The organism is Paucihalobacter ruber (assembly GCF_006494535.1).
Lineage (GTDB): Bacteria > Bacteroidota > Bacteroidia > Flavobacteriales > Flavobacteriaceae > Paucihalobacter > Paucihalobacter ruber.
On sequence record NZ_VHIQ01000007.1, the window covers coordinates 240,701 to 252,947 of the forward strand.

Sequence of the window (12,247 nt, forward strand, 5' to 3'; positions counted from 1 at the left end):
TTGTAGTACATTTACTTCTTATTTATCAAAGGAGAAATTAAAACACTCGCCGCATAAAAATTAAGAGATTTCTGCTTTCGCAGAAAAATGTATGATATCACAAAACACCATAGCCCAAGTTTTTGAAACCGCCCGCGTTGAAGAGGTGATTGGCGATTTTGTACAATTGAAAAAATCGGGCAGTAATTTTAAAGGTTTAAGTCCGTTTACAGACGAAAGATCGCCCAGTTTTATGGTCTCACCGGTGAAACAAATCTGGAAAGACTTTAGTAGTGGAAAAGGGGGTAATGCTGTTACTTTTTTAATGGAACACGAGCATTTTTCCTATCCTGAGGCTATAAAATATCTGGCAAAAAAGTATAACATCGAAATTGAAGAAACCATTCAAACCGATGCCGATAAAGAAGATGCCAATGAGCGCGAAAGTCTTTATCTGGTGAACGATTTCGCCAATGATTACTTTCAAAAAACGCTGCATCAAACAGACCAAGGCAAGGCCATAGGCTTAAGCTATTTTAAAGAGCGCGGCTTTACTGAAGATACAATCAAAAAGTTTCAGCTTGGTTACAGCCTCGATGAATGGGAAGCCTTTACTCAAGCAGCATTGAGCAGCGGTTATAATATTGATTATTTGGGAAAAACCGGACTTACAATTATTAAGGAGAATAAACAATTCGATAGGTTTAAAGGTCGTGTGATGTTTCCTATTCACAGTATGAGCGGTCGTGTTTTAGGTTTTGGAGGCCGAATTTTAATCAACGATAAAAAAGCTGCCAAGTATCTCAATTCGCCTGAGTCTGAAATTTATCACAAAAGCAAAGTTTTATACGGTTTATATTTTGCCAAACAGAGTATTGCTAAGGAAGAAAATTGTTACTTAGTTGAAGGTTATACCGATGTGATCCAGTTTGCACAACGCGGCATACCTAATGTGGTGTCGTCTTCAGGTACGGCTCTAACACCGGAACAAATAAGACTTATTAACCGGTTGACCAATAATATTACGGTGCTATTTGATGGCGATGCCGCAGGTTTGCGCGCTGCTATTCGCGGGGTTGATTTAATATTAGAGCAAGGCCTGAATGTAAAAATTTGCACTTTCCCGGAAGGTGAAGATCCCGATAGTTTTGCAAGAAATAATGATTTGGATGAAATTAAAGACTATTTAGCCAATAATTCGCGCGATTTCATCAGTTTTAAAGCGTCTCTTTTAGTTGAAGAAGCACAAAACGATCCTATTAAAAAAGCTGAAACCATTGGCGATATGGTCAATAGTATTGCTAAAATACCTGATGCTATTAAGCGTGAAATTTATGTTCAGGAGTGCGCGAAAATTATGAACATCAGTGAGAAAGTGTTGTTTAGCGCTCTTGCTCAAAAACAACAAAAAAATCTTCGCGACTCTCAAAAACAAGTTAGTACCGAACAGAAGGCTTTTGAAGTTATTAAATCTGAGCCTCAAACCGCACCCAAAGTAGACCGGCAATACGAACTGGAACGGAAAATCATAGAAATTTTATTGCTTTACGGCAACAAAAAAGAGAGATTTGAAGATTTGGTTTTAAAAGAAAATGAAAAAACCAAAGGTCTGGAATTAGAGCCTGTAGTTCAGGAAGCTTTTGTTTATGAAAAAATTTATCTGGATTTACAAGAAGACGAAATGCAATTTACCAATGGTAATTTTCAGATTTTGTATTATACATTGCTGGAAAAATTGAACCAAAATCAAGAATTTGATATAAAAGATTTTATTCAACAGTTAGATCAAGATATGGCTCACGAAGTGGTGTCCATTTTAATGGAGGAGGAAAAATACACCCTGCACGATTGGGAACGCAAGCAAATTATACCCAAAACTAAAACACAAAGTTTATCGCAACTGGTAACTCAAACCATATTAAGTTTGCGTTGTTTTTTAATCGATAAAAAAGTAAAAAACTACCAATACGAGACGACACTTGAAAACAGCAGCAATCAATCTATTTTAGAAGATGTAAAAGACTACTTAGGATTAAAAATGTTGCTCTCCCGTAAATTGGGTCAAGTTGTTGGTGGCAAAATTTAAGTAATTCCCTGATGTTTTGCCTGATGCACCAAGTCGACCAAGTTAGTTACATTTAACTTCTTATACAATCTGGCTTTATAAGTGCTAACGGTTTTTTCGTTGATATCTAATTCGGCTGAGATTTCTTTATTTTTCTTACCAATTGATAACAATTTTAAAACTTCAACTTCTCTTGTAGACAGTCTTTTAAAAATACGGCTGGTGCTCATTTTAGAGTCGTTAAAAGTAAGCTGTTTGCTCATTTCTGGACTTAGTGCAATACCACCGACATGAATTTTTTTAATGGCCTCAATAATCTGTTCGCCTTCAACGGTTTTGTGCAAATAACCCGATGCACCGGCTTTTACCGTGGTAACTGCATAAATTTCTTCAGGTTGGTTAGAGACCATTAGCATAGCAATATCTTTATGCTCCTTTTTAATGGCTCTTAGCGTAGTTATACCATTTAGTTCGGGTAGATCTACTTCTAGTACAATAACATCCACATGCTGTCGCCTTACAAATTCAAATATTTCTACACCACTTTTTAAGCTACCAGCCAAATGTACATCGGCCGTTCTTTTAATAAGCGTTTCCATACCTAAACGGAAAACGGGATGCGGATCTACAACTAATACTTTTATCATGGTTGGTTTATTGGTTATGCTAAATTAATAGCGTTAATTCGATTAAGTATCCTGTGGAGATTTGTTTCTAAAGATAAGAAATTTTAACAAAAAATTATATAGTGAATCACAGTTTATATAATTTATTTCAAATCATTAGGTATTTCACACACTGGTATAGGTACCATTTTGTGTTTATTGGCCCGGTTGTAACGTTTATATATGTTAAAAACTTCCAGTTCTCTGCCTGAAAAATCGCTATCTGTTTTACCTCGTTCATCCATAGCCATAGCCCATTCAAGTTCAGGATAACTGGCACCAATTTGGTCTTCGTCTGTGCGATCATCGCCCCAAAGACCATCGGTTGGAGCTGCATCAATAATTTCCTGATTAATGCCTAAATGTTTTGCAAGGTCATAGACTTCGGTTTTTAGTAAATCGGCTATCGGACTCAAATCTACGCCGCCATCGCCGTATTTGGTATAAAAGCCAACTCCAAAATCTTCAACTTTGTTCCCCGTACCGGCAACCAGATATTTTTCCAAAGCAGCAAAATAATAGAGTGTGGTCATTCGTAATCTCGCACGCGTATTGGCCAAAGACATAAAGCGTTCTTCTTCATTTTCAACTGAAGGTAAAGCATCGATAAGGCTGTCAAAAACAGGTGTTAAATTAACTTGTACGTTGGTTACATTGTCAAAATTAGATTGTAACCATTTAATATGGTTAATGGCTCTGTTAACTTGCGACGGTGCCTGATGAATGGGCATTTCTAAACACAAAAGGTCTAAGCCGGTTTTAGCGCATAATGTAGATGTTAATGCCGAGTCAATTCCGCCCGAAACACCTATAACAAATCCTTTCATTCCTGCGCTTGTAGCATAATCTTTTAACCAGTTTACAATGTGATCAATTACTTTTTCAGTGTGCATTTTTATAGATTTTAATGGAAAGTACCGTAACTTTGCTACACAAAATTACAGTATCTAAAAGCATTATAAAAATTTCATAATCCTATTTATTACATCAATATGAAGTATTTTTTATTCTTGGTTTGTTCATTAGTGTTCTTGGCGTGTAATAAGGAAAATACTTTAGAAACCGAAATTTCTAAAATAACAGTTGACCTCGATATTGAAAGGTTTGACAAATTATTCGCACAAACAACCGAAAGTGAATTGCCTCAACTAAAACAAACTTACCCGTTTTTGTTTCCAAAGAGAATCACAGATTCAGTTTGGGTTGAAATGCTAAAAGATACGCTACAACAGGAAATATTAAGAGAAGTTGATAGTAAATTTTCTGATTTTGATGCGGTTGAATTAGAAATTCGAAAGTTTTACCAACACTTAAAATATTACGATAAAGTTTTTAAAGAGCCCAGATTAATCACAGTCATCAACAATGTAGATTACAGAGAAAGTATTGTAGTTACAGATTCTATCGCACTTATAGCTTTAGATAATTATTTGGGTGAGGACCATTATTTCTACGATTTTATTTCGGTATACCTTAGAAAGAATTTCAAACCGGAATCCATTTCGGTAAATCTGGCTGAAGCTTATGCCGAAAAATACACTTATCAAACTTCCAGAAAAACCTTATTAGACGAAATGATTTACTTTGGGAAGTTATTGTATTTTAAAGATGTTATGTTGCCGTTTAAATCTGATGCCGAAAAAATAGGTTATACCGAAGAAGAGATCAACTGGGCTCATACCAACGAAGCCCAAGTTTGGAGTTATCTTGTTGACGGTGCATTTTTGTTTAGCACCGACAACAGTTTACCTGCGCGTTTTATAACGCCGGCACCGTTTTCAAAATTTTATCTTGAAATTGATAACGAATCTCCGGGAAGAATTGGTCAATATATTGGTTGGCAAATTATTAAGGCTTATATGAGACAAAATAATGAAGTAGATGTATTCAAAATGATGCAAACAAGTACCCAAGAAATATTTGATAACACAAAATACAAACCCACAAAATAATGAATAATACCATAAAATCAACCATAGAACTTACGGTAGAGTTAGATGAGAATCGCGTACCCGAAACATTATATTGGTCTGCCGAAGATGGCGGCATTAATAATGAAGAAGCCAAGGCTATGATGCTATCTGTTTGGGACCAGAGCCAGCAAGAAACGCTTAGAATTGATTTGTGGACCAAAGATATGCCGGTAGATGAAATGCAAATATTTTTTCATCAAACACTGGTATCTATGGCCAACGCCTACAAGCGCGCTACCCAAGACGATAAAATGTACGAAACCATGAAAGATTTTTGCGACTATTTTGCCGAAAAACTGGAGTTAAAAAAATAATTATTGAAACTTTATAATGCGAAAAATACTCTTAGGTGTTGTAATTACGTTGGTTATCTTGTTTACTTTCAAGTATTGTGAAGATAGGCGTGATAACCGCGTAGAATTGCGGGAAAGTTCAGCTCTTATTCAGGAGCAGGTAAAAAATGTTGGTAAACTCATTGTTATCGAAGGTCATTTTAGCGAAGTTTTTAATTACAAAAACTCCAAAAATTTCTTTGGAGATTATTTAACGTCAGAAAAAAAAGCACTTGTTGTTGTAAATGCCGATGTAACTATTGCATACGATTTGAGTAAATTAGAATACCAAATTGATGAAGCCAACAAAACACTTACAATCACCTATATTCCGAAGGAAGAAATTAAAATTAGTCCCGATTTAGAATATTACGATGTTCAGGCAGATTTTTTTAACCCTTTTGAAGCATCAGACTATAACCAAATTAAAGATATCATAAAAAGTTCTCTTAGCAAAAAACTTGAGAATTCAGAGATGAAATCTAACGCAAAAAATAGATTGATTAGCGAACTGTCTAAGTTTTACATTTTAACCAATTCGCTTGGATGGACCTTAAAATACAATCAAACACCAATTGAGGCGGCAACCGAGCTTAATGAGCTAGATTTATAATCGTTTTTCTAAACTCATCCAACCGCCACCGTTAACAACTTCAATGCCGTTGCGCTTTAAAATACTGGCAGCAGACCCTGAACGCATTCCACTGGCACAACAGGTAATAACCGGTCTGTTTAATTTTTTCAGTTCAACCAAATGATTATTGATATCTTGTAAAGGAATGTTTTTACTTCCTTTAATGGCGCCCTGTCTAAACTCGCCTGGAGTTCTAACATCAACAATAATGGCATTTCTCGATTTAAAATCGGTTATATAATCGGTTGAGTTGCTTTTAAAAAAATCTAATAATCCCATAAATAATAATTTTGTTCAAAGGTCTTATTAATACTTTTATTTTAAAGTAACTAAAGTTACAAACCGCAACATCGCTAGTGCGTTTCATTAACTATTTTAATACCATCGGTTATGAGGTGCGCAATTTTTGGCTGGTATTCTATATGATAATCTAAATATAAACGCGTCGTTGATATTAATTTCTGGTGCTGTTTCGTATAAGCGAGTTCAAATAATTCTAATGTCAAAAGCCAGTCGTTTGGAAATTCTACTTTTAAGGTGTTCAACAGCTCTAATAATTCATCTTCAATAAGTTCTTTATTTCCATTTCTCAATTCCCTAATACGCTGATAAAGTCCTTCAAGCTTAAGAGTTGCCTTACTTTTGACGGCTTGATGCGTGTTGTAGTTAGAAACGTTATACAAATTTTCGAAAGAAAGAAAATCAGCACTACCCGCAAAAGCAGATATAATTGAAGACCCAACAGCCATATCAAAAGAGCCGTCTTCTGGTGAGTGCAGTATCTCACCTTTGTACATAACGGTACAATCTTCAAATAGAATTAATATTAGTTTTCCATTAATATTACGCAATCCTGTTATGTTAAGACCTTCTACGGTAATACCACTTTCGTATTCAAAAGAAATGCGCTTTCCATCGTAGAAATTATAAGCTTTTAAATCTCGTGGTCCCATATCTTCAATAGCTAGGTTAATACCCTTTAATTTCCCGATCGGCGAGCTAAAACCATTAGAATAACGGGCTATACCGTGTCCAATAAGCTCTTTTTCGCGGGAGGCTAAGGCTGTTGGACCTTCGGTTTTGAAGAATACCACATTATTGTCTTCGTCTTTAATTAATTGAATAAACTTGCCAGAAATTTGCAGACCTGTATTTAGTTCAATAGTCCCAATTTTTTTGGAATCTATCAATTTTTGAAGTCCGCGCCAACCGCCGGTTCTAAGAGCCATGGTGTTTGCAAACTCTTCTAAAACTTCCATAAGGTAAGAAAAATCTGGTGTCACGAATAGCTGAGGTTGCGGTTTCGTTATATCAAATTCGGTTTGCGCTGCTTTTACAGAATAGGGTATTTTTTTTACAGATTCAGAAAGACACCATTTACTTTCACCAATAGAGGATAGCAATCCTGCTCCATAGATTTTAGGGTTTTCAGGGGTGCCTATTAAGCCATATTCTACTGTCCACCAATGTAAATTTCTAATCTGTGCCATTTCGGAAAGCTCAACTTTTTCAGCTTGCAATTGATTTACCTCATTTTCGGCTTGCACTAGCTCTTCTTCTGAACTAGAGGTAGATTCTTTTAAAATTGATAACTTTCTAACAGCTTCGTAAATGGCATTGTCATGAGCCGAAAGTATCGCTTTAGATCCAATTTCGCCAAATCTCCTTAAATATTCGGCATAATCGGGATTAGCAATAATAGGAGCATGCCCGGCCGCTTCATGGATAATATCTGGTGCAGGGGTATATTCAATATGTTCTAATTGACGAATATCTGATGCGATGACCAACACTTTGTACGCTTGGAATTCCATGAAGGCATTTGGTGGAATAAAACCATCAACAGCCACAGCTGCCCAGCCTATTTCTTTTAAAATACGATTCATTCCGTACATATTTGGAATGGTATCTATAGAAATTCCTGTCAACTCCAGCCCTTTTAAGTACATTTTGTGCGCAACTGTAGACAGATAGGAAATATTTTTTCTCATCACATATCGCCAAACTGCCTGATTAATGGGAGAATACAGGTTGTAATTTTGCGGCTTTATGAATTGTTTTAGGTGAGGAGGAAGTCTGTCAATTAAAGGATTGGACTCATATTCATGGCTCATAGTTAATTTTTTGAAAACAAAATTATTAAATGTTCTATACATTACGTTGGTAAATAAAGTATTTTAGGATTTTATATCTGTAAATAATTATGATAAACCCAACTCGAAAAGAAGAAATCATAAAAATTGCTGGAAAACTTTTTAAACAGAAAGGCTACAGCGCTGTTACCATGAGAGACCTAGCGCAAGAAATGGGTATTAAAGCGGCCAGCCTTTACAATCATATCAATTCGAAACAAGAAATTTTAGAATTAATTCTCATTCAAATAGCCCAAGAATTTACATCGGGTATGCAAAACATTTTAATTTCTGATAATACCAATGTTGAAAAATTGAAAAGTGTCGTTCTTTTACACGTTAAACTGGCTTCAGAAAATCCTGATGGTATGGCAGTGCTCAATAACGATTGGATGCATTTGGAAAATAAACGCGGATACTATCTTCAACTTCGCAAGCAATACGAGGATAATCTAAAGACAATTATTACAAAAGGAATTGAACATAATGAAATTAAAAATATGAACCCCGATGTTGTAATGTTTTCGTTACTATCAACCCTTAGGTATTTGTATGTTTGGATACCTAAAAAAGAAGATATTGATATTAACAACCTTACTTCGCAGTTAGTGGAAGTACTCATTGGCGGAATTAACAAATAGTTTACAAATAAATTTGTAATTTTGAATTCTAAACTAACAGTTGTTAGTATTAAAGTTATGGTACAATTTCATTCTATAAAAGTTGCGGATGTTTACAAAGACACCAAGGATACAACCGTGGTTACCTTTGATATCCCCGAGCATTTAAAATCTGATTTTAAATTTACACAGGGTCAGCATTTAACCTTAAGAAAGGAAATAAACGGACAAGATGTTAGGCGTTCTTATTCGCTTTGCTCCAGTCCGTTAGACAATCAATGGCGTGTGGCAATTAAACAAATTCCAGGCGGAATATTTTCGTCTTATGCCAATACAACTTTAAAATCGGGTGATGAATTGTTGGTGATGCCACCTTCAGGGAAATTTTCTGTCGATTTAGCACCAAACTTAGCCAAAAATTATATTGCTTTTGCTGCCGGTAGTGGAATTACACCAATGCTATCTATCATAAAAACGCATTTGTTAGCAGAGCCTAATGCAACATTTAAGCTATTTTACTTGAATAGAACTGTAAAATCAATTATATTTAAAGAAGAAATTGAGCAACTTAAAAATATATTTTTTGACAGGTTTGAGATATTTTATTTTCTAACAAAAGAGCAAAGAGACATTCCTTTGTTTAACGGCAGATTTACAGAAGAAAAAATTAAAACCCTCAGCAAGCATTTTTTTGATGTAAATGATGTAGACCATTGTTTTATTTGCGGGCCTAAGGATATGATCTTTATGATTAGTGAGACTTTACAAGCTATGGGCTTGTGTAAAGATAACATTCATTTTGAACTGTTTTTTGCGGGAGATGTGCCTGTCGTTAAAACGGCTACAAAGGAAGTGTCAACCATAAAAGCCAATGGTATTCCTGTAACCATCATTGATGGCGGAAAAGAATTTCATTTTAATATGGAATCAGATTATGATAACATTCTCGATGCAGCCTTGGCGGCGGGTGCCGACTTGCCATACGCCTGTAAAGGCGGCGTTTGCAGTACCTGCAAGTGTAAGTTGGTTGAAGGTGAAGTGAAAATGAAAGTGAACTATGCCTTAGAAGACGATGAAGTAGCTAATAATTACGTATTGAGTTGTCAGGCTGAACCTGTGAGTGAAAAAGTAGTAGTAGATTTTGATGTATAAAATGCCTTTGTAAAAAGGCATCTCGACATAGACATTTCGAAAAAAGAAAAATTACCAAAATATAAAGCCATGAGTGAAAATCAAATTAAAAATCTGGAAGCCGAATTTGAAGCAAAAATTTCGCGCGACGAAAAAATAGAGCCAAAGGACTGGATGCCCGAAAAGTACCGTCAAACACATATTCGTCAGATATCGCAACACGCCCATTCTGAAATTGTAGGCATGTTGCCCGAAGGAAATTGGATAACCCGAGCGCCGTCGTTAAGACGTAAAGTAGCACTTTTAGCTAAGGTTCAGGATGAAGCAGGACATGGTTTGTATTTGTATAGTGCTTGCGAAACCTTAGGTATTTCAAGAGACGAATTGTACGAGCAGTTACACACTGGAAAAGCCAAATATTCAAGTATTTTCAACTATCCCACGCTCACATGGGCAGATATGGGTGCAATTGGCTGGTTGGTTGATGGGGCTGCCATTATCAATCAGGTGCCATTGTGCAACACCTCTTACGGGCCATATGCCAGAGCTATGGTGCGTGTTTGTAAGGAAGAAAGTTTTCATCAGCGGCAAGGTTTTGAAATTATGATGAAATTGGCTCAGGGAACACCGGAGCAAAAGGAAATGGCACAAGATGCGTTAAATCGCTGGTGGTGGCCATCGCTTATGATGTTAGGTCCAACAGACGATGCCTCAGTTCATACCGAGCAATCCATGAAATGGAAATTAAAGCGTAAAACCAACGACGAATTGCGTCAGCAATTTATAGATCAAACCGTTCCTCAGGCAGATTTAATTGGCCTGACCATTCCAGATTTTGATTTAAAATGGAACGAAGAACGCGGTCACTACGATTTTGGCCCCATTAACTGGGACGAATTTTGGCAGGTTGTTAAAGGCCACGGTCCGTGCAATAAAGAGCGATTAGCAGCCAGAAAAGGTGCTTGGGAACGCGGCGAGTGGGTGAGAGATGCAGCAATGGCTTATGCCGAAAAACAAGCAGACAGAAAAGAAAAACAAGTAGTTTAACTAAAAGATACCCGCTTTCGCGGGCAGTATTATGAAAAAAAACTGGCCACTTTGGGAAGTCTTCGTAAGAAGTAAAAATGGTTTAGAGCACCGTCACTTTGGAAGTCTGCACGCTGCAGATGCTGAAATGGCACTCGAAAATGCACGGGACGTTTATACCCGTAGAAATGAGGGTGTGAGTATTTGGGTAGTAGAATCTAAGCACATCACCGCCTCAAATCCCGAACACAACGGTGAAATGTTTGAACCTGCTCAAGACAAGGTTTACAGACATCCAACTTTTTATAAAGTTCCTGACGAAGTGAAACATATGTAAAATTCCTGCGAAAGCAGGAACCTTGTTAATTAAAAGTATTATGAACAAAAATCTATACAATTATATTCTCGGTGTTGCCGACAATTCACTGATATTGGGTCAGCGTTTAGGTGAATTGTGTGGCCATGGACCTAGTTTAGAAACCGATATTGCACTCACCAATATTTCGCTTGATTTGTTAGGCCAGGTGCGTGGTTATTATCAATATGCTGCCAAAATACTTGGTGGTAATGCATCCGAAGATACCATTGCCTTCATAAGAAAGGAACGGGATTATAAAAATGTGTTACTTGTTGAGCAACCCAATACAGATTTTGCATACGTCATTGCAAGACAATTTTTGTTTGATGTGTATCACGTTTTATTTTTAGATCAATTGCAGCATAGTAGAGATTTAACGCTTTCTGCAATAGCAAAAAAATCATTAAAAGAAGCTTTGTATCACAAACGTTTTTCATCAGATTGGATAAAAAGACTTGGTGATGGTACAGATGAAAGTCATTCAAGGATACAAAACGCCATGAATGATTTATGGGTTTTTACCAACGAATTGTTTCAACTCACAGAAGCCGATAAAGAAATGCTAAACGAAGGCATAGGTGTTGATGTCACACAATTAAAAGCAGACTATTACAATCAACTTAACGATGTGCTAAATGAAGCCACAATTGAGATTCCCGAGGTAAAATTTTTCCAAAAAGGAGGAAAAGAAGGTGTTCATACAGAACATATGGGTTATATATTAGCCGAAATGCAGTACATGCAGCGCGCGTATCCTAATATGGAGTGGTAAAATGACAACAACAGAGCAAAATATTGACAATAAACTCATTCCAATCCTGGAACAAGTTTCAGATCCTGAAATTCCGGTTTTGTCAATCATGGATATGGGTGTAGTGCGCTCTGCAGTTTTGAAAAATAACAAGGTAAAAGTTGAAATTACGCCAACATACAGCGGTTGTCCGGCAATGGATGTTATTGGTGATGATATCAAAAAAGCACTCAAAGACGAAGGTTACGAGGTAGAAATTGATTTAATTTTATATCCTGCCTGGACTACAGACTGGATAACACCCAGAGGTCGAAAAGCCCTCGAAGATTATGGAATTGCAGCACCCTTGAGCGAAACAGCCGATAAAGAAGCACTTCTTGGAAACAAGCGAATTGTTAAATGTACAAATTGTGGTTCTACCAATACCAGACTAGTCAGTCAGTTTGGGTCCACGGCGTGTAAAGCTCAGTTTCAATGTGAAGATTGTTTAGAACCTTTTGATTATTTTAAGTGTTTGAAGTAAATTAAATTCCTGCGCAAGCAGGAATCTCTTATAATTAAAGTATTAAACAATAAAATAT

14 protein-coding genes are annotated in these 12,247 nt (G+C 36.4%); 10 read left to right on the forward strand and 4 right to left on the reverse strand.

Annotated elements, in window-relative coordinates; translation table 11 throughout:
- The first annotated feature begins 91 nt into the window (after window positions 1-91).
- On the forward strand, window positions 92-2,065 hold the full coding sequence (gene dnaG / locus FJ651_RS14295) for a DNA primase (protein ID WP_140991290.1): 1,974 nt from the start codon (window positions 92-94) through the stop codon (window positions 2,063-2,065).
- Here dnaG and FJ651_RS14300 read toward each other — a convergent pair.
- A complete protein-coding gene (locus FJ651_RS14300; RefSeq protein ID WP_140991292.1) occupies window positions 2,062-2,691 on the reverse strand; it encodes a response regulator in 630 nt (209 codons plus the stop codon). The genes dnaG and FJ651_RS14300 overlap by 4 nt on opposite strands.
- Before the next feature lie 122 nt (window positions 2,692-2,813).
- On the reverse strand, window positions 2,814-3,602 hold the full coding sequence (gene nadE, locus FJ651_RS14305; RefSeq protein WP_140991293.1) for an NAD(+) synthase: 789 nt from the start codon (window positions 3,600-3,602) through the stop codon (window positions 2,814-2,816).
- A gap of 99 nt (window positions 3,603-3,701) precedes the next feature.
- Between nadE and gldB the strand changes: the two genes are divergently transcribed.
- From gldB to FJ651_RS14320, 3 genes are read left to right on the forward strand one after another with little or no spacing between them, the layout of a single operon-like run.
- Window positions 3,702-4,661: a gliding motility lipoprotein GldB gene (gene gldB / locus FJ651_RS14310; protein ID WP_140991294.1), complete on the forward strand. Its 960-nt coding sequence runs from the start codon at window positions 3,702-3,704 to the stop codon at window positions 4,659-4,661.
- Window positions 4,661-4,996 (forward strand): gliding motility protein GldC, encoded by a 336-nt coding sequence (gene gldC, locus FJ651_RS14315; RefSeq protein ID WP_140991295.1) that lies wholly within the window; start codon window positions 4,661-4,663, stop codon window positions 4,994-4,996. The genes gldB and gldC overlap by 1 nt, the downstream gene beginning before the upstream one ends.
- A 16-nt stretch (window positions 4,997-5,012) precedes the next feature.
- Window positions 5,013-5,627, forward strand: coding sequence for a DUF4230 domain-containing protein (locus FJ651_RS14320; protein WP_140991296.1), 615 nt, complete (start codon window positions 5,013-5,015; stop codon window positions 5,625-5,627).
- On the opposite strand, the gene FJ651_RS14325 is transcribed toward FJ651_RS14320, so the two are convergent.
- Window positions 5,622-5,927 (reverse strand): rhodanese-like domain-containing protein, encoded by a 306-nt coding sequence (locus FJ651_RS14325; protein WP_140991297.1) that lies wholly within the window; start codon window positions 5,925-5,927, stop codon window positions 5,622-5,624. The two genes, FJ651_RS14320 and FJ651_RS14325, sit on opposite strands and share 6 nt — an antisense overlap.
- Window positions 5,928-6,001: 74 nt before the next feature.
- Window positions 6,002-7,762 carry an aromatic amino acid hydroxylase gene (locus tag FJ651_RS14330; protein WP_140991298.1) on the reverse strand — a complete coding sequence of 587 codons (1,761 nt, stop codon included), beginning with the start codon at window positions 7,760-7,762 and terminating at the stop codon, window positions 6,002-6,004.
- 89 nt (window positions 7,763-7,851) lie between these two features.
- Between FJ651_RS14330 and FJ651_RS14335 the strand changes: the two genes are divergently transcribed.
- The 6 genes from FJ651_RS14335 to paaD all read left to right on the forward strand — a co-directional run bounded on the left by FJ651_RS14335 (window position 7,852) and on the right by paaD (window position 12,189).
- Window positions 7,852-8,421, forward strand: a complete 570-nt coding sequence (locus FJ651_RS14335; RefSeq protein ID WP_140991299.1) for a TetR/AcrR family transcriptional regulator — start codon at window positions 7,852-7,854, stop codon at window positions 8,419-8,421.
- 57 nt (window positions 8,422-8,478) lie between these two features.
- Window positions 8,479-9,552 carry a 1,2-phenylacetyl-CoA epoxidase subunit PaaE gene (gene paaE, locus FJ651_RS14340; protein ID WP_140991363.1) on the forward strand — a complete coding sequence of 358 codons (1,074 nt, stop codon included), beginning with the start codon at window positions 8,479-8,481 and terminating at the stop codon, window positions 9,550-9,552.
- 69 nt (window positions 9,553-9,621) lie between these two features.
- The gene (paaA, locus tag FJ651_RS14345) at window positions 9,622-10,578 is read left to right on the forward strand and encodes a 1,2-phenylacetyl-CoA epoxidase subunit PaaA (RefSeq protein ID WP_140991300.1); all 957 of its coding nucleotides are present in this window, start codon (window positions 9,622-9,624) and stop codon (window positions 10,576-10,578) included.
- A gap of 31 nt (window positions 10,579-10,609) precedes the next feature.
- A complete protein-coding gene (gene paaB / locus FJ651_RS14350) occupies window positions 10,610-10,894 on the forward strand; it encodes a 1,2-phenylacetyl-CoA epoxidase subunit PaaB (RefSeq protein WP_140991301.1) in 285 nt (94 codons plus the stop codon).
- 40 nt (window positions 10,895-10,934) lie between these two features.
- Window positions 10,935-11,687, forward strand: a complete 753-nt coding sequence (paaC, locus tag FJ651_RS14355; RefSeq protein WP_216746158.1) for a 1,2-phenylacetyl-CoA epoxidase subunit PaaC — start codon at window positions 10,935-10,937, stop codon at window positions 11,685-11,687.
- 1 nt (window position 11,688) lies between these two features.
- Window positions 11,689-12,189 (forward strand): 1,2-phenylacetyl-CoA epoxidase subunit PaaD, encoded by a 501-nt coding sequence (gene paaD, locus FJ651_RS14360; protein ID WP_140991302.1) that lies wholly within the window; start codon window positions 11,689-11,691, stop codon window positions 12,187-12,189.
- Window positions 12,190-12,247: the final 58 nt, after the last annotated feature.